The following is an 18240-nucleotide window of genomic DNA, read 5'->3' as shown; positions in this document are numbered from 1 at the left end:
CGCGTCGATCAGGACGCGTGCATGGTCCCCGTGCGCTGGTAGCGCTCGTGGAAGGAGAACGCCTCACCGAGCAGGTGCGGGGTGTGACCTGCTCCGGGAGTCGCTTCGGCGCGCTCGATGTAGTCGAGCAGTTCGGCGCGGTAGTCGGGATGCGCGCAGCGCTCCACGACGACCCGCGACCGACGGCGGGGAGACAGGGCACGCAGATCGGCGAGACCCTGTTCGGTCACGATGACCTGCACGTCGTGCTCGGTATGGTCGACGTGCGGCACCATGGGGACGATCGACGAGATCGCACCGTCGCGGGCCGTCGACGGGCTCAGGAACATCGACAGGTAGCCGTTGCGCGCGAAGTCGCCGGAGCCGCCGATGCCGTTCATGATGCGGGTGCCCATCACGTGGGTGGAGTTGACGTTGCCGTAGACGTCGGCCTCGAGCATGCCGTTCATGGCGATGATGCCGAGTCGGCGCACGATCTCGGGATGGTTGCTGATCTCCTGCGGCCGCAACATGATGTGCTCGCGGTAGAAGTCGATGTTCTCGACGAAGTCGTTCAGTCCCGCTTCGGACAGCGCGAGGGCGGTCGCGGAGGCGAACCGGACGGTGCCGTGCTTGACGAGGTCGAGCATGCCGTCCTGGATGACCTCCGAGTAGCAGGTCAGTCCCCGGTACGGTCCGCTGTCGAGACCGGCGAGCACGGCGTTGGCGACGTTGCCGACACCCGACTGCAGCGGGAGCAGCGTGTCGGCGGGCAACCGTCCCGCGGCGACCTCGTGCGCGAAGAAGTCGAGGACGTGGTCGGCGATGGCCCGGCTGGTGGCGTCCGGAGCCGTGAGCGGGGTCGCGCTGTCGGGACGGTCGGTCTCGACGACCGCGACGACGCGTTCCGGATCGATCCGGAAGTAGGGCTGTCCGATGCGGTCCTCGACGTCGGTGAGGTCGATCGGGCGACGGTTGGGGGGAAGTGCGGTGCCGTAGTAGACGTCGTGCACGCCGTCCATGGCGGCGGGGATCCACGAGTTGACCTCGAGGATCACCTTCTCGGCGACGTCGAGCCAGGTCTTGTTGTTGCCGATGGAGGTGGCGGGGATCAGCTCACCCGTCTCGGTGATGCCGGAGATCTCGACGACTGCGACGTCGACGTGTCCGTAGTAGCCCTCCCAGACCTGCTGGGCGACGTGCGACAGGTGGATGTCGACGTAGTCCATGCGGCCTTCGTTGATCCGTCCGCGGGCGGTGGGCTCCGCCTGGTACGGCATACGCAGCGCGATTCCGTCGACGTCGGCGAGCATGCGTTCGGTGTCGGAGGCGACCGACGCCCCGGTGAGCAGGTTGATCCGGAAGTCGCCGCCGGTCGCCCGCGTGCGCCGGATGTGTTCGGCGAGGGCCGGGGTCACGGCCTTCGGGGTGCCTGCGCTCGCGAAGCCGCTGATGGCGACCGTGTCGCCGGGGCGGATCCACTGGACGGCGTCCTGCGCCGACACGATCTTCTTGCGGTAGGTCTCATGACGTACCCGAGCCTCGGCCGGGGTCACGACGACCGACTCCACAGACGGTGCTGCGGGGGATGAAAGGGCTGCGTACATGACGACGACCATAGCGGCGCGGATGATCCGCTCGTCACACTCGGGCCGGACCGGCGATCGCCGTCACCAATTTGGACACAGAGTGTCACGAGTCGCACTCCAAGATCGATGTAATCGGAAGTTGTTGTTCCGCAAGATTTTACACGATGATTTCCGCCACGCTGACTGACACTGGGTGCCACCACCTTTCGTGCGAGCCGCTCCGCCGCCATCTCTACGGTATCCCCGTTCGCCGCCGCATCAGTACCGTTCGCCGCCCCCGGAGAACCGTTCACCGCCACCGTGACGGAACGCCGTCGGGCACGATTGCAGCATGACGAACTCGACCGACCTGTTGCGCGACGATGCCGAGCACCTTCTCCGCGAGCTGGCAGGCCCCGATGCCCGGCTCCGCGACGACCAATGGGTCGCCATCGAAGCGCTCGTGGTGCATCGCCGCCGCGCCCTCGTCGTCCAGCGCACGGGCTGGGGGAAGTCGGCCGTCTACTTCATCTCCGCGAAGCTGCTGCGCCGCCAGGGCAGGGGCCCCACGGTGATCGTCTCGCCGCTGCTCGCCCTGATGCGCAACCAGGTCGCGGCCGCCGAGCGGGCCGGGGTCCACGCCGCCACGATCAACTCCGGCAACGTCACGGAATGGTCGGCGATCCACGAGCGGATCGCGGCGGGAGAGGTCGACGTCCTCCTCGTCAGCCCCGAGCGCCTGAACAACCCCGACTTCCGCGACCAGGTGCTGCCGTCCCTCGCCCGCGACGCCGGACTGGTGGTCGTCGACGAGGCGCACTGTGTGTCGGACTGGGGACACGACTTCCGGCCCGACTACCGCCGCATCCGCACCCTCGTCGCCGAGCTCGGCGACGACATCCCGGTGCTGGCGACGACCGCGACCGCCAACGACCGGGTGGTCGCCGACATCGCCGCCCAGCTCGGTGTCGGCGGAAACAGCAGTGGCGGTGGGAACAGCAGCGTCGGTGGGAACAGCAGTGCCGGTTCCGGCGGCACGCTCGTACTGCGCGGCGGTCTCGACCGTCCGTCGCTGCACCTATCGGTGGTGCGGATCGACGAACCGGCACGACGCGCGGCGTGGCTCGCGCAGCATCTGAAGGATCTGCCGGGCTCGGGCATCGTGTACGCGCTGACGGTCTCCGCCGCCCGCGACCTCGCGGCGCTGCTCACCGACCACGGCTATGCAGTGGCGGCATACACCGGTCAGACCGAACCGACCGAGCGTGAACAGCTCGAGGCGGATCTCCTCGACAACAAGGTCAAGGCGCTCGTCGCGACCTCGGCGCTCGGCATGGGCTTCGACAAGCCCGATCTCGGCTTCGTGGTGCACCTCGGCGCCCCCTCGTCCCCGATCTCCTACTACCAGCAGGTCGGCCGTGCGGGTCGCTCCGCCGACCGCGCCGAGGTGGTTCTGCTCCCCGGCCCGGAGGACCGCCGGATCTGGCAGTGGTTCGCCTCGGTCGCCTTCCCGGACGAGGCGCTCGTACGACGCGTGATCGCAGCGCTCGATACCGAACGGCCGGTATCGACACCCGCCCTCGAACCGCGGGTCGACCTCACGCGCTCCCGCCTGGAGATGGTCCTCAAGGTCCTCGACGTCGACGGAGCGGTGAAGAGGGTCAAGGGCGGCTGGATCGCCACCGGGCAGCCCTGGACGTACGACGAGGAGCGCTACGGGCGCCTCGAGGAGGCCCGCGCCGCGGAACAGGAGGCGATGCTCGAATACGAGCGCACCACCGAATGCCGCATGGTCTTCCTCCGCCGTCAGCTCGACGATCCCGATCTCGACACCCGGAGCCCCGGTTGCGGCCGGTGTGACAACTGCATCGGTTCCCGGTGGGAGACGTCCGTCGGCGACGACGAGGTCACCCGGACCCGCGCCCGGCTCGAACGCCCCGGTGTGGATCTGCCGCCGCGCCGGCAGTGGCCCGCGGGGATGTCGACCCTCGGGATCCCGCTGTCCGGCCGGATCACGGACGGTCCGCGCCCCGGGCGCGTGCTGGGCCGGCTGTCGGATCTGGGATGGGGACCGCGACTGCGCGAACTGCTCGACGGACCGGACCGCGAAGTGCCGAAGGCGGTGGTCGACGCGTCGATCGCGGTGCTCGCGGCTTGGGACTGGGAGGACCGGCCCACCGCCGTCATGGCCATGGACTCCCCCACACACCCCCTGCTCGTCAAGTCACTTGCGTCCCGATTGGCACAAATCGGACGATTACGAGATCTAGGTGTATTGCGACGCCGAAGCGGGAATACGGAGCCGACGGCAGCGAACTCGGCATATCGGGTCGCCGCACTGATCGACGCGTGGGAGCGACCCGACAACCTCGGGTCGAGTGGTCCGATCCTTCTCGTCGATGCGGTGACCGACACCGGCTGGACGTTCACGATGGCGGCGAGAACTCTCGTCGCCGCGGGAGCCGACGCGGTGTTGCCGTACGCACTCGCGAGCCCGAAGTAATCGCCACGAGGAGGACCGACGTAACATGTTTGTGACCGGCATCACAACATGCGCTCGACCTGCACGGACCACAGGGTTCCGATCCCGATTCCGGACACGGGCGTGATCTCGACACCGGAAGTTGTTAGGTTGAAAGGACATATGAGGCCCGTCAAGGAAAGAAGTACCCCGACCCCCGACTCGGCTGAATCGAATACCGCGACCACATCTCCGGACGTGGCCGCAACCGAGTCCGGTAGTGAGCCGGCTGCAATCGAATTCCGGCGTCCGCGTATCGCCGACGGTAGACGACTCTGGCAGATCGCGCGTGATTCGCAGGTTCTCGACGTCAATTCCGGTTACGCATATGTGCTGTGGTGTCGCGATTTCGCCGACACATCGGTCGTCGCAACGGACGACACCGATCGCCCCGTGGGATTCGTGACCGGCTACCGCCGCCCCGACTCCCCGAACACCCTGTTCGTCTGGCAGGTGGCAGTCGACGCAGACCAGCGTGGACGTGGAGTGGCCGGCCATATGCTCGACGCTCTGCTCGACCGACTCGAGCCGCTCGGCGTGACCCGTCTGGAAACGACGGTGAGCCCCGACAACGAAGCGTCGATCGCAATGTTCACCGCTCTCGCGCGTCGCCGCGGAACGCATATCACTCGCACCGAGTTGTTCGCGCCCGACGATTTCCCCGATTCACATCTGGCCGAGGATCTCTACACCATCGGCGAATGATCGCAGCGCATGTGCGCGCGACATCTCATAATTCTCGAATAATCACAGGAGGACCACGACATGACCATCCTGGAAAACAAGCCCGAGACCACTCGTAAGCCCGATACCTCGATTTTCTCGCACCTCGAATCCGAGGTCCGGAGTTACAGCCGCGGCTGGCCCGCCGTTTTCGACAAGGCATCGGGATCCTGGCTGCGCAGCGAGGACGGCAAGGACTACCTCGACTTCTTCGCCGGCGCCGGAGCCCTGAACTACGGCCACAACAACCCGGTGCTCAAGTCGGCCCTGGTCGACTACATCATGAGCGACGGCGTCACCCACGGCCTCGACATGTACACCGTCGCCAAGCGCAAGCTGCTCGAGACTTTCGAGTCGCACGTGCTCGCGCCGCGTGGCCTGGACTACAAGGTCCAGTTCCCCGGCCCGACCGGCACGAACGCCGTGGAGGCGGCACTGAAGCTCGCCCGTAAGGTGACCGGTCGCGAGTCGATCATCAACTTCACCAACGCTTTCCACGGCATGACCCTGGGTGCGCTGTCGGTGACCGGCAACTCGATGAAGCGCGCCGGCGCGGGTGTCCCCCTCGTCCACGCGACGCCGATGCCGTTCGACAACTACTTCAACGGCGTCACCGAGGACTTCCAGTGGTTCTCGCGCGTCCTCGACGACGCGGGCAGCGGCCTGAACCGTCCGGCCGCGGTCATCGTCGAGACCGTGCAGGGTGAAGGCGGCGTGAATGTTGCTCGCCCCGAGTGGCTTCGCGCTCTGGCCGACCTGTGCAAGGAACGCGACATCCTGCTGATCGTCGACGACGTGCAGATGGGCTGCGGCCGCACCGGCCCGTTCTTCTCGTTCGAGATCGCCGGCATCACGCCCGACATCGTGACCCTGTCGAAGTCGATCGGCGGATACGGAATGCCGCTGGCGCTCACCCTGTTCAAGCGTGAGCTCGACGTGTGGGGCCCGGGCGAGCACAACGGCACCTTCCGCGGCAACAACCCGGCCTTCGTGACGGCGGCTGCCGCCCTCGAGCACTACTGGGCCGACGACAAACTCGAGCGCGACACCCTGCGCAAGGGTGAGCGCATCCGCCAGACCTTCATGAACCTGTCGGACATGTTCGACGGCGTCTCGACCCGCGGTCGCGGCCTGGTCCAGGGCCTGGTCTTCGACAAGCCGGAGGACGCCGACAAGGTCTGCGCCCTGGCCTTCGAAGAGGGTCTGCTCGCCGAGACCTCCGGTCCGTCGGACGAGGTCGTCAAGCTGCTGCCGCCGCTGACCATCACCGACGACGAACTCGAGTTCGGGCTGAACATCCTGGCGGAAGCGACCGCCAAGGTCCGTTCCTGAGCGGTCCCCCGCTCCGCCCGTTCCGAACTCACTTGCAGAAGAAGGACTTTCGACACCCATGATCGTTCGTACGACAGAAGAGATCACCGGCACCGAGCGCGACGTCGTCTCGGAGGACGGCCAGTGGCGCAGCAAGCGCATCGTCCTCGCCGGCGACAAGGTGGGCTTCTCGTTCCACGAGACCACCATCGAGCCCGGCACCGTCAACGAGTTCCACTACGCCAACCACGTCGAGGCCGTGTGGCTCGTCGAGGGCACCGGCAAGCTCCAGGACCTCGACAACGATGTGGAGTACGACCTCGCTCCGGGCACGATGTACCTGCTCAACGGACACGAGCGTCACCGCGTGCTCCCCGAGACGCGCATGCGCATGCTGTGCGTCTTCAATCCCCCGGTCACCGGCCGTGAGGTGCACGACGAGAACGGTGTGTACCCGTTGATCGTCGAACCCGCCTGAGTGCGGTAACCACGTGACCGATGCGGGGCGGACGCTTAGAGTCGAGACCATGACTCCCGAGCGTGCGCCCCGCATCGCTGTCGGCCCCGAGCGCGACCCTCGTTTCGAACGGGCGGTCACGGGCGGGGGCGGCGTGCCCTGCGGACTCGAGGAAACTCCCGACGCGCTCGTCTGGACGGCCGGGCCGCAGGACTTCCCCGAGGTCCTCCCCGCCTCCGTCCGCTGGGTGCAGCTACCGTCCGCCGGTGTCGAGTACTGGCTGTCGCAAGGCGTCGTCAAGGCCCACCCTCGCGTCACCTGGACGTCGGCGGCCGCGGCCTACTCCACGACCGTCGCCGAGCACGCGCTCCTGCTCCTGCTCGCCGGGGTCCGGGCCCTGCCGGCCCATCTGGCGGCCACCTCGTGGACACCCGAGAGTCTCGCGCCGGTCGTCGGCACCCTCCGCGGCGCGACGGTCGGGATCATCGGCGCGGGCGGTGTCGGCCGGGCGCTGATCCCGATGCTGGCCGCGCTGGGCGCGCGCGCGCTCGCCGTCACCCGCAGCGGTCGTCCCGTGCCGGGAGCCATCGAGACGTTCCCCGTCGAACGTATCGACGAGATATGGCCTCTGGCAGATCATTTCGTCATCTCCGCGACGGCCACTCTCGACGTCGAGCAGCTCGTCGGCGCAACCGAGCTCGCAGCGATGAAGTCCACGGCGTGGGTCGTCAACGTCGCCCGAGGCGATCTCGTCGACACCGACGCCCTCGTCGCCGCTCTCCGATCCGGCGCAATCGGCGGCGCGGGGCTCGACGTCACCGATCCCGAACCGCTCCCCGACGATCATCCGTTGTGGACGCTCCCCAACGCCGTGATCACTCCCCACGACGCCAATCCACCCCCGCTGCGCATTCCGGCCTATCTCGAGCACGTGACCGAGAACGTCACACGGTTCGCGTCCGGCCTCGTGCCGATCGGGGTCGTCGATCCCAGCGCCGGCTACTAGGCCACGTCTACCGGGCCACCATTACCGGGCCACCATTACCGGGCCACAGGGCTCACTCCGACGCCTTCTCCCGCTTCTCGTCGCGTTCCGCCCATTCCAGGAGCGGATCGAGGGAGAAGACCGCGTCGTCGATACCCGCGTGCAGGTCGCCGAGTTCCTCGAACCGCTTCGGCACGGTCCGGATGGTGAAGTCCCGCGGATCGAGGTCGTCGATCTCGTCCCACCGCACCGGAGTGGAGACCGTCGCCTCCGGCACACCGCGGACCGAATAGGCACTGGCGATCGTGTGGTCGCGCGAGTTCTGGTTGTAGTCGACGAAGACCGCCGACGGGTCGCGTTCCTTGCGCCACCACGCCGTCGTCACGTCGCCGGGCGCGCGTCGCTCCACCTCCCGCGCGAAAGCCCATGCGGCCCTTCGGACGTCGTCGAACTCCCATTGCGGCGCGATCCGGACGTAGACATGCAGGCCGTCGCCGCCCGAGGTCTTCGGCCAGCCCACGGCACCGAGTTCGTCGAGCACCTCGTGCGCCACCGACGCCACGCGCCGCACCCGATCGAAATCGCAGTCGGGCATCGGATCGAGGTCGATCCGCCACTCGTCGGGCCGCTCCACGTCGCTGCGCCGCGAGTTCCACGGATGGAACTCCACGGTGGACATCTGCACGGCCCACACAACGTCGGCGAGGTGGGTGACGCACAGTTCGTCCGCATCGCGGTCGTAGCGCGGGAAATGCACCCGCACCGTTTCGACCCAGTCCGGTGCCCCGCGGGGCAGCCGCTTCTGGTGCACCTTCTGCCCTTCGAGGCCGTCGGGGAAGCGGTGCAGCATGCAGGGCCGCTCACGGAGTGCCCGGACGATCCCCTCCCCCACACTCAGGTAGTAGTTCGCGAGGTCGAGCTTGGTCGCCCCGATCTCGGGGAAGTACACGCGGTCGGGGTGCGTGATGCGCACCGTGCGACCGTCCACGTCGAGCTCGACCGCCTCGGAGTCCTTGCTCATCCGCGTCTCCCGTCCTCCCCCTCGCGCCCCGTCCTGTGCACCATCCTGGCCTCTCGATTCCCGCCCGCGCGCGGAAATACACCCCGGCGCAGGATTTCCTCCGCGTGGCACGTCCGGGCGCTAACGTCGAAGCGATGCTGCTGCACTCGATCGTCGACACCTCCGTCGCCGTCGCCGCCACACGGTCACGACGCACCAAGATCGATCTGCTGCGGGAATTGCTCGGGCGCGCCGAACCCCACGAGGTCGAAGCGGTGGTCTCGTGGTTGTCCGGAGAGATGACCCAGGGCCGCCTGGGAGTCGGCTTCCGTACCCTCGCCGGCCTCTCCGCACCGGTCGCCGACGAGCCGACGCTCTCCGTCGACGACGTGTCCGACTTCCTCGACCGGCTCGCCGGCATCTCCGGCCCCGGATCCACCGCCGCGCGACAGCAACTGCTCCTGGACCTGTTCGGCCGGGCCACCGACGCCGAGCAGCGTTTCCTCGTCGCGCTCCTCGGCGGTGAGCTGCGGCAGGGAGCGCTCGAAGGAGTGATGACCGATGCGGTCGCAGCGGCAGCCGGTCTCCCCGTCGAGCCGGTCCGCCGGGCGGTGATGCTGTCGGGCCGACTCGCACAGGCCGCGGCGGCGGCCTTCGCCGGTGGTGTCGATGCGCTGGCGGAGTTCGGTCTGGAACTCGGCCGGCCTGTCCGGCCGATGCTCGCCTCGCCCGCCGAGTCGCTCGGGGCGGCACTCACCGAGTTCGACGGGGCGGTGAGCGTGGAGTACAAACTCGACGGCGCACGCATCCAGGTGCACCGCCACGAGGACGCCGTGTGGATCTTCACCCGCACGCTGCGCGACATCACCGCGTCGGTCCCCGAACTGGTCGAACTCGTCCGGGCGCTGCCGTGCCGCAGTGTCGTGCTCGATGGCGAGACGCTCGCGCTCACCGATTCCGGCCGTCCCCGCCCGTTCCAGGAGACCATGAGCCGGTTCGGTGCCCGCTCCGAACGCGAACTGCTCCTCCACCCGTACTTCTTCGACTGCCTGCACCTCGACGGCGACGACCTGCTCGACGAACCGCTGTCGGTGCGTCTCGACCATCTCGCCCGCGTCGCGGGTGAACACCGGATCCCGACGCTGGTCGCTCCGGACGCCGACAGCGCCGAGACACATCTCGGTGACTCGCTCGGCAACGGTCACGAGGGTGTGATGGTGAAGTCGCTCACGTCGACCTACACCGCCGGACGCCGAGGCCGGGCGTGGCAGAAGGTCAAACCCGAGCACACCCTGGATCTCGTGGTGCTCGCCGCCGAGTGGGGTTACGGGCGCCGCACCGGCTTCCTGTCCAACTTGCACCTCGGTGCCCGCGACCCGGACGGTGGTCCGCCGATCATGGTCGGGAAGACGTTCAAAGGACTCACCGACGCTCTGCTGCAGTGGCAGACAGAGGAATTCCCACGCTACGAGACCCACCGCGACGAGCACACCGTTCACCTGCGACCCGCGATCGTCGTCGAGATCGAACTCGACGGAGTACAGACCAGCACCCGATATCCGGGCGGCGTGGCCCTGCGCTTCGCACGGGTGCTGCGGTACCGGCCCGACAAATCGGCCGCCGACGCCGACACGATCGATGCGGTCCGCGCACTGCTGCCCGCAGCGCCGGTTCCCGGAACCGGCCTACCGTAGATGGGGTGATCGACGTTCCACTCCGTTCCGACGACCTGCCCACGCTCCTGCACGGCCGTCGGATCGCTGTTCTCACCGGTGCCGGACTGTCGACGGACTCCGGTATCCCCGACTATCGCGGCCCCGGCTCGCCGCCCCGCAACCCGATGACCTACCAGCAGTTCGTCGGCGACGCGGAGTTCCGGCAACGCTACTGGGCGCGCAACCATGTCGGCTGGAAGCACATGGACGCCGCCCGCCCCAATGCCGGGCACCGGGCACTCGCGGCCCTCGAACACGTTGGCTCCGTCGTCGGCGTGATCACCCAGAACGTCGACCTGCTGCACACGAAGGCCGGCAGCCGACGGGTCGTCGACCTGCACGGCACCTACGCGCAGGTCCGATGCCTGTCGTGCGAACATCGCATCTCGCGGTTCACGCTGCACGAGCGGCTGTGCGCGGCCAATCCGGGATTCGACGACCGGATGCGCGCGACAACCGGTCTCGAGGTCGCCCCGGACGCGGACGCGGTGGTCACCGACACCGAGGACTTCGTCGTCGTCGGCTGCGACCGCTGCGGCGGGATGCTCAAACCCGACATCGTGTACTTCGGGGAGACGGTGCCGCGCCCGCGCGTCGATCTCGCCTACTCGGTGGTCGACGGGGCCGACGCACTGCTGGTGGCCGGGAGTTCACTGACGGTGCAGTCGGGGCTGCGGTTCGTACGGCGCGCCGCGCAGCGGAACATCCCGGTGGTGGTGATCAACCGTGGTCCCACGCGCGGAGATGTGCTGGCGACCCTCAAGCTCGAGGCGGGTACCTCGGAAACCCTCACCTTCCTGGCCGACGCGGTGACCGCACCGAGCCGGTGACGGCGGCCGGACACCGAGCAGGTGACGACTCTCAGACCACCCGGACGAGGTCGTCGGCGTGCACGACGGGTCGCTGGAGATCCGGCGGCAACTGACCGGTCGAGAAGCCGATCATGAAATCGAGTTCGGACGCGTCGTAGGCCACCACACCGCGCGCGACCGTGCGGCCGTCGGGTGCGACGATGCCCACCACGTCGCCGGCGTGGAAACCGCCACTGGTGCCGGTGATTCCGGCGGCGAGCAGTGAGCGTCGCCGCTCCATCACGGCCCGCACGGCGCCCTCGTCGAGATACAGCGAACCGTGGACGTCAGCGGCGTGCCGCACCCAGAAGCGCCGCGCCGACAGGCGCTGCGGGCGGGCCGCGAAGGCCGTGCCGACGTCGGCGGCGCCCAGCGCACGATCGGCCTGGGAGGCCGCGGCGAGCAGCACCGGCACCCCGGAGTCCGCCGCGAGACGGGCAGCGGACAGTTTCGACGCCATGCCACCGGTACCCAGCGCGCCACCCGACCCGGCGACCACACCGTCGAGATCCTCGGGCGTGCGGACCTCCGGTATGAGGTTCGCGGAGCCCTTGCGAGGATCCCCGTCGTACAGACCGTCGACGTCGGACAGCAGGATCAGCGCGTCGGCGCCGATGAGGTGCGCGACGAGTGCCGCGAGTCGGTCGTTGTCGCCGAAGCGCAGTTCGACGGTCGCGACGGTGTCGTTCTCGTTGACCACCGGCACCGCCCCGAGCGAGCGCAGCCGGTCGAGGGTGCGTTGCGCGTTGCGGTGCTGGGTGCGCCGGCCGATGTCGTCGGCGGTGAGGAGCACCTGGCCCACGGTGCGGTCGTAGCGGGCGAAGGAGGTGCCCCAGGCGTGGGCGAGGGTGAGCTGCCCGACGCTGGCCGCGGCCTGCTTCGTCGCGAGATCACGCGGCCGGCTCGTGAGGCCGAGCGGTGCGAGCCCGGCACCGACCGCACCCGAGGAGACCACGACGACACTCGAGCCCGTGCGGATCCGGGACTCGATGGCGTCGACGAGACGATCGAGCCGGCCACGGTCGAGCCCGCCCACCAGGCTCGTGATCGCCGACGAGCCGATCTTGACCACTACGCTGCGGGCGTGGGAGACGACCTCCCGGGTGTCGCTCATGTTCTCCTCGGTACGCTTCGGGCTTCCTGAACGGTGGGTACGCGGGGCCGGTTACTCGAACTCGTCGTCGGTGGCCAGACCGCGGCGCACCTTCTTCGCGTGGCGACGCTCGGCGGCGCCGATGCGGTCGACCTGGTCGAGACGGGCGTCCGTGCCGCGACCGGTGGGCACGACGTCCACGCCGGCCTGCGTCTGCGGTTCCCACTCGAAGGCGACCTCGCCGATGGTGACCCAGCATCCGGGTTCCGCGCCGAGCTTGACGAGCTTGTCCTCGACGCCGAGACGTGCGAGACGGTCGGCGAGATAACCGACGGCCTCGTCGTTGTCGAAGGCCGTCTGACGCACCCACCGCTCGGGACGGGTGCCCCGCACGATGAATCCGCCGGGCACCTCGGGATCGCGGACCACGGTGAAGGCTTCCTCGTCGCGGGCGACGGGGCGGATCACCGGGCGGGTCGGTGCGGCCGGCGGATGCGCCGCCCGGTACTCGTCGACCATCTTCGCGAGGGCGAACGTCAGCGGGCGCAGCCCGTCGCGGCTCACGGCCGAGATCGTGAAGACCGGCCAGCCACGGGCCTCGAGTTCGGGGGTGACGAACTCGGCGAGTTCCTTCGCGTCGGGCACGTCGGCCTTGTTCAGGATCACGATGCGGGGGCGCTCGGCGAGATCGCCGAGTCCGCTGTCGCCCGACAGGGCGGGCTGGTAGGCGGCGAGTTCGGCCTCGAGCGCGTCGATGTCGGAGATCGGGTCGCGGCCGGGTTCGAGGGTCGCGCAGTCGACGACGTGCGCGAGCACGGCGCAGCGCTCGAGATGACGGAGGAAGTCGAGACCGAGACCGCGTCCCTCACTGGCCCCGGGGATCAGGCCGGGCACGTCGGCGACGGTGAAGGTCGTGTCGCCCGACTGCACCACACCGAGATTCGGCACGAGGGTGGTGAACGGGTAGTCGGCGATCTTCGGCTTCGCGGCCGAGAGCACCGACACGAGCGACGACTTGCCGGCCGACGGGAAGCCCACCAGGCCGACGTCGGCGACGGACTTCAGTTCGAGGACGAGTTCGAGTTCCTCGCCTTCCTCACCGAGAAGCGCGAAGCCGGGGGCCTTGCGTGCCTTGGACGCGAGTGCGGCGTTGCCCAGGCCACCGCGACCGCCGTGCGCGGCCACGAAGCGGGTGCCGGTGCCCACGAGGTCGGCGAGGATCCGGCCGTCGCGGTCGAGCACGACGGTGCCGTCGGGGACCTTCAGGACGAGGTCGCCGCCGTTGGCACCGTTGCGGTGGCCGCCGGCGCCCTGGGCACCGTTGGTCGCCTTGGCGTGCTGGTGGAAGTGGAAGTCGAGCAGGGTATGGACGTTGCGGTCGACTTCGAGGACGACGTCGCCACCGTTGCCTCCGTTACCGCCGTCGGGGCCGCCGAGCGGCTTGAACTTCTCGCGGTGGACGGAGGCGCAGCCGTTGCCGCCCTTACCGGCGCTGACGTGCAGCACCACCCGGTCGATGAAGCGGGACATGGGTGGACCTTCTCTCGTCCGAAAAAAACATGGTGATCAACGCAACAAGGGCGGGTCAGGGTGTGCGACCCTGGCCCGCCCCTATTGGGAGTATGTCGCGGGAGGTGCTCCCGCGGTGTCCGTTACCGGACGGCAGATCAGGCGTCTGCCGCAGCCGGAACGATGTTGACGGTCTTGCGACCGCGCTTGGTACCGAACTCGACGGCACCGGCCGCGAGGGCGAACAGCGTGTCGTCGCCGCCGCGTCCCACGTTCACGCCGGGGTGGAAGTGGGTGCCGCGCTGGCGCACGATGATCTCGCCGGCGTTGACGGCCTGGCCACCGAAGCGCTTGACGCCGAGTCGCTGCGCGTTCGAATCGCGACCGTTACGGGAGCTGGATGCACCCTTCTTGTGTGCCATGACGAACCCTCCTGGGGTTGAAGCTCGAAGCTCGGTTTACTTGATGCCGGTGACCTTGACGACCGTCAGCTTCTGACGGTGGCCCTGGCGCTTGTGGTACCCGGTCTTGTTCTTGAACTTGTGGATGCGGATCTTCGGGCCCTTGGTGTGCTCGACGATCTCGCCGGTGACCGAGACCTTGGCCAGCTTGTCGGCGTCGGTGGTCAGTTCGGATCCGTCGACGACGAGGACCGGGGCAAGCGAGACAGCAGCGCCGGGCTCACCCTCGATCTTCTCGACCTTGACGAGGTCGCCTTCAGCGACCTTGTACTGCTTACCGCCGGTCTTGACGATCGCGTACGTTGCCATCGGACGGCTACCCCTTGCTTCTTCGAACGTGCTCGCGCCACAGTGCTGCGGACGCGACTGGTCTGGTGTGGTTGCTGACTCGGGTCCCGCCGGCATCCTGAATCCGGACGCGGCTGGGCACTATCGCCGAGTAGCGACTGAACAAGATTACGGGAAGGTGACTCCCAGGGTCAAACCGGGTGGCACGGTAGTGCCTGCTTCCGGGCCGGTGGTGACCGGCCCGGAAGCGGAGGATCACGCCTCGGCGTCCACCGGAGGTCCGGCGGGGCGCCCTGCGGCACGCCGCGAACGCGGCCGCCGCACGATCTCCACCGGCGTCTCGACCGGTGTGCTCGGCCGGGAGTCCGGCTCGGTTCCGGTCGAGGTGCCGGTCGTCGCGGGGACGACGAACACCTTGGCTGCAGGCCCACCGTCCCCGGCGGGCGCTGCCGCCGCCCGGGCGACCCTGCGTGCCCGACGACGCGGAGCCGGTTCTGCGGCCTCGACGGAAGCCGCACCGTCGGTGCTCTCCCCTGCTCCGGAGACGGCCGTCTCGGCCACAGGAGCCTCGGACACGGCCGTGTCGGCGACCGCGGATTCCGCCGCTGCGACCTCTGCCTCGATCTCGGCGGGCTCGTCGGAGGCGGTCGTCACCGTGGTGGCGTCCTCCCCCGCGACGGGCTCCTTCGTCGGCGCGGCGACCTTCTCGGGCTCGACGGCCCGCAGCGGCTCGGTGACCTTGACCGGGTCGACGTCGCCCGCAGGTGCGGACGCCGCCTCGGATGCGGTCTCGGTCGCTGTCGGCTCTGCGGCCGGAGCGTCCGCGGCCGGTGTCGAGTGGTGCGCGGCCATCGCGAGCGCGACGGGGTGCGCGGCACGCTTGACGACCTCTTCGGGCGACGGCGTCGTGTGCGTCTCGGCGGCGGGCTCCTGCGAGCTCTTGTCGCGTCCACGCTTGCGCCGCGAACCGCCGCCGGACGAACGACCGGAGTCGTCCGAGGACTTCGACTCGATCGGCTCCGAGTGCACGATGAGGCCGCGGCCGTTGCAGTGCTCACAGGTGGTGGAGAACGCCTCGACGAGACCGGTCCCGAGCCGCTTGCGCGTCATCTGGACGAGGCCGAGCGAGGTGACCTCCGAGACCTGGTGGCGGGTGCGGTCCCGGCCGAGAGCCTCGGTCAGGCGACGCAGCACGAGGTCGCGGTTGGATTCGAGCACCATGTCGATGAAGTCGACGACGATCATGCCGCCGATGTCGCGCAGGCGCATCTGGCGGACGATCTCCTCGGCCGCCTCGAGGTTGTTACGGGTGACCGTCTCCTCGAGGTTGCCGCCGGACCCGGTGAACTTGCCGGTGTTGACGTCGATGACAGTCATCGCCTCGGTGCGGTCGATGACGAGCGTGCCACCGGACGGCAGCCACACCTTGCGGTCGAGAGCCTTCGCGAGCTGCTCGTCGATGCGGTGCGCACCGAAGACGTCCACCGAGTTCTCCGAGCGGTAGCGCTCGACGCGCGGCAGCAGGTCGGGTGCGACCGTCCGGATGTAGCTCTCGACGGTGTTCCACGCCGAGTCGCCCTCGATGACGAGCTTGGAGAAGTCCTCGTTGAACAGGTCGCGCACGACCTTCACGAGCAGATCCGGCTCCTCGTAGAGCGTCTTCGGCTGTCCCGATGCGTCGGCCTGCAGCTTCTCGGACTGCTCGCGGATCGCCTCCCACTGCGTCTGCAGGCGGGTGACGTCGCGCGAGAGTTCCTCCTCGCTCACGCCCTCGGCGGCGGTACGGATGATCACGCCCGCCTCGGAGGGGACGATCTCGCGGAGGATGTCCTTGAGGCGTTTGCGCTCGGTGTCGGGCAGCTTGCGGCTGATGCCCGTGGACGAGCCGCCCGGCACGTACACCAGGAAGCGTCCGGCAAGGCTGATCTGGGTGGTCAGACGCGCACCCTTGTGACCGACCGGGTCCTTGCTGACCTGCACGACCACCTGGTCGCCGGGCTTGAGGGCCTGCTCGATCTTGCGGGAGTTGCCTCCGAGGCCAGCGGCCTCCCAGTTCACCTCACCGGCGTAGAGCACGCCGTTGCGGCCACGGCCGATGTCGATGAACGCGGCCTCCATGGACGGAAGGACGTTCTGCACGCGGCCGAGATAGATGTTGCCGACCATCGACGCCGAACCGGAGGTCGTGACGAAGTGCTCGACGAGGATGCCGTCCTCGAGCACCGCAACCTGCGTCATGCCCGCGTGGGAACCGCCCGTGCGTTCGCGCACGACCATGACCCGGTCGACGGCCTCGCGACGGGCGAGGAACTCGGATTCGGTGAGGATCGGGGGCCGCCGGCGACCGGCCTCGCGGCCGTCGCGCCGACGCTGACGCTTCGCCTCGAGACGCGTCGAACCACTGATGCCCTGGACCTCGTCCTTGGCGCGGCTCTTGGGACGCGGCTCCCGCTCGTGGACGACCGTGGGAACCGAGTCGTCGTCGGTGCTCGCGGTGTCGGTGTCGGAGGAACCGCGACGGCGACGGCGACGGCGACGGCGACGGGAGGTCCCGCCGCCCTGCTCGTCGTCGGAATCGTGCTCGTCGCTGCTCTGATCGTCGCCCGAGGCGGCCTCGTCGGAGGTGCTCTCCTCGGCGCCGGCGGTCTCCTCCGCAGGAGTCTCCGCGGCGGTGGACTCCGCTGCAGCGGACTTGTCCGTCTCCGCGTCGGAGGACTCGGAGTCCTCGCCGCTCGCGGTGGTCTCGTCCTGCTGATCGGTGTCCGTGCCGTCCCCGCGGCCACGTCCACGACCGCGACGTCCGCGGCGGCGGCGACGCGGCTGGTCGTCCTGGTCCTCGTCCGCCTGCTGCGACGGCGCTTCCTCGGTGGACTCGGCGGCGGCCGGCTCGGCGGTCTGCTGCTCGTCCTCGACCGGAGTCTGCTCGGTGTCCTTGCCGCGGCGTGCGCGACGTCGACGCGGGCGGGTCTCCTCCTCCTCGGCCGGCGAGGGTACCTCGGGCTGGAGGAACAGCGGTGCGGCGACGATCGGCTCGGCCGTGGTGGACGGCTCGGGCATCTCGAACAGCGGCGTGCTCTGCTCCACCGACGTGAACAGCCCGGTGGGTCCTCCGACGGAGGGGATGTCGAGTGCCTGCGGTGCAGTCTCGTCCGCAGTCTTCTCTGCGGGTCGCAAGTCGTCGCTCTCGACCGGCAGGGCCTCGGTGCTCTCCGCAGCCTTCTCCGCGACAGGCTCGGGGGCGGTCTCGACCTCGGGAGCCGTCTGCTCTGCAGTTTCGGGCGCAGTTCCGGCTTGCTGCACGGCAGGCTCGGGCGTGCCCGTGTCGTCGCTCAACGCGGCGTGCAGGTCCTCCGCGACGTCGCGCGGAAGGGTCGAGTGCGCACTGCGCAGCTCGGTGCCGCGCTCGGCGGCCTTCGCAATCACCTGCTTACTGGTCAGCCCCAGCAACTTGGCGAGGGCATGGACGCGGATCTTGGCAGGCAGACCGAGGAGGTTCCGTCCCCCTGCGTCCGACGCTTCGATCGAGTTGTTCTCCGGCGGCTCTTGATCGGCCACGTAGGTCTCCTAAGGCCCCCGGGCGCGTCCACCACCGACAACAGCGATGTGAGCGGCCACGCGGGGGCGCAGCTTGTGTACTCGCGCCGGGTGGGCGCGAGTCCTTCCGGTCTCGCATCGCGCGGTCGTCCGGTGCCCGTTTTCACTGCACGGCCGAGCAATGCCTGGCTTGATCGCGGGTCGAGCGCCGGAACATCCAGCGTGCCGCCGAGCGAGGTGTCTCC

At 68.9% G+C, this 18240-nt stretch carries 14 protein-coding genes; 7 read left to right on the top strand and 7 right to left on the bottom strand.

Annotated elements, in window-relative coordinates; all coding sequences use genetic code 11:
* Window positions 1–8: 8 nt before the first annotated feature.
* Entirely contained in the window at window positions 9–1550 is a 1542-nt protein-coding gene (locus tag U9J23_RS09375; protein ID WP_059381137.1) for an acetyl-CoA hydrolase/transferase family protein, read from the bottom strand.
* A 349-nt stretch (window positions 1551–1899) separates the two neighbouring features.
* Here U9J23_RS09375 and U9J23_RS09370 point away from each other — a divergent pair, with 349 nt between their 5' ends.
* The 5 genes from U9J23_RS09370 to U9J23_RS09350 all read left to right on the top strand — a co-directional run bounded on the left by U9J23_RS09370 (window position 1900) and on the right by U9J23_RS09350 (window position 7565).
* Window positions 1900–4050, top strand: a complete 2151-nt coding sequence (locus tag U9J23_RS09370) for a RecQ family ATP-dependent DNA helicase (protein ID WP_326602432.1) — start codon at window positions 1900–1902, stop codon at window positions 4048–4050.
* 216 nt (window positions 4051–4266) lie between these two features.
* Window positions 4267–4773 carry a diaminobutyrate acetyltransferase gene (ectA, locus tag U9J23_RS09365; protein ID WP_085467984.1) on the top strand — a complete coding sequence of 169 codons (507 nt, stop codon included), beginning with the start codon at window positions 4267–4269 and terminating at the stop codon, window positions 4771–4773.
* Window positions 4774–4833: 60 nt separating this feature from the next.
* Window positions 4834–6123, top strand: coding sequence for a diaminobutyrate--2-oxoglutarate transaminase (ectB, locus tag U9J23_RS09360; protein ID WP_106200046.1), 1290 nt, complete (start codon window positions 4834–4836; stop codon window positions 6121–6123).
* Window positions 6124–6181: 58 nt separating this feature from the next.
* Window positions 6182–6580 (top strand): ectoine synthase, encoded by a 399-nt coding sequence (locus U9J23_RS09355; RefSeq protein WP_006551191.1) that lies wholly within the window; start codon window positions 6182–6184, stop codon window positions 6578–6580.
* A 49-nt stretch (window positions 6581–6629) separates the two neighbouring features.
* Complete coding sequence (locus tag U9J23_RS09350; protein WP_326602429.1) at window positions 6630–7565, top strand: D-isomer specific 2-hydroxyacid dehydrogenase family protein; 936 nt, start codon at window positions 6630–6632, stop codon at window positions 7563–7565.
* Window positions 7566–7617: 52 nt separating this feature from the next.
* Here U9J23_RS09350 and ligD read toward each other — a convergent pair whose 3' ends face one another.
* Window positions 7618–8565 (bottom strand): non-homologous end-joining DNA ligase, encoded by a 948-nt coding sequence (gene ligD, locus U9J23_RS09345; RefSeq protein WP_326602427.1) that lies wholly within the window; start codon window positions 8563–8565, stop codon window positions 7618–7620.
* Window positions 8566–8699: 134 nt separating this feature from the next.
* Here ligD and U9J23_RS09340 point away from each other — a divergent pair, with 134 nt between their 5' ends.
* Together U9J23_RS09340 and U9J23_RS09335 are read left to right on the top strand one after the other, a co-directional pair.
* Window positions 8700–10238, top strand: a complete 1539-nt coding sequence (locus tag U9J23_RS09340) for an ATP-dependent DNA ligase (protein WP_326602426.1) — start codon at window positions 8700–8702, stop codon at window positions 10236–10238.
* A gap of 5 nt (window positions 10239–10243) precedes the next feature.
* Window positions 10244–11089 carry an NAD-dependent protein deacetylase gene (locus tag U9J23_RS09335; protein WP_085467979.1) on the top strand — a complete coding sequence of 282 codons (846 nt, stop codon included), beginning with the start codon at window positions 10244–10246 and terminating at the stop codon, window positions 11087–11089.
* Between the two features lie 31 nt (window positions 11090–11120).
* On the opposite strand, the gene proB is transcribed toward U9J23_RS09335, so the two are convergent.
* The 5 genes from proB to U9J23_RS09310 form a co-directional block, all read right to left on the bottom strand.
* Window positions 11121–12224 (bottom strand): glutamate 5-kinase, encoded by a 1104-nt coding sequence (gene proB, locus U9J23_RS09330; RefSeq protein ID WP_059381129.1) that lies wholly within the window; start codon window positions 12222–12224, stop codon window positions 11121–11123.
* 51 nt (window positions 12225–12275) lie between these two features.
* Window positions 12276–13733, bottom strand: a complete 1458-nt coding sequence (gene obgE, locus U9J23_RS09325; RefSeq protein WP_059381128.1) for a GTPase ObgE — start codon at window positions 13731–13733, stop codon at window positions 12276–12278.
* A gap of 137 nt (window positions 13734–13870) precedes the next feature.
* Window positions 13871–14134, bottom strand: coding sequence for a 50S ribosomal protein L27 (rpmA, locus tag U9J23_RS09320; protein ID WP_006551184.1), 264 nt, complete (start codon window positions 14132–14134; stop codon window positions 13871–13873).
* Between the two features lie 36 nt (window positions 14135–14170).
* Complete coding sequence (gene rplU / locus U9J23_RS09315; RefSeq protein ID WP_006551183.1) at window positions 14171–14482, bottom strand: 50S ribosomal protein L21; 312 nt, start codon at window positions 14480–14482, stop codon at window positions 14171–14173.
* A gap of 234 nt (window positions 14483–14716) precedes the next feature.
* Window positions 14717–18016: a translation initiation factor IF-2 N-terminal domain-containing protein gene (locus tag U9J23_RS09310; RefSeq protein ID WP_442802277.1), complete on the bottom strand. Its 3300-nt coding sequence runs from the start codon at window positions 18014–18016 to the stop codon at window positions 14717–14719.
* Window positions 18017–18240: the final 224 nt, after the last annotated feature.

It is taken from the genome of Rhodococcus sp. PD04 (assembly GCF_035918275.1).
GTDB classification, from domain to species: domain Bacteria; phylum Actinomycetota; class Actinomycetes; order Mycobacteriales; family Mycobacteriaceae; genus Rhodococcus; species Rhodococcus rhodochrous.
The sequence above is the reverse complement of the archived record's forward strand: the minus strand, read 5'-3'. Positions and strand labels throughout refer to the sequence as shown.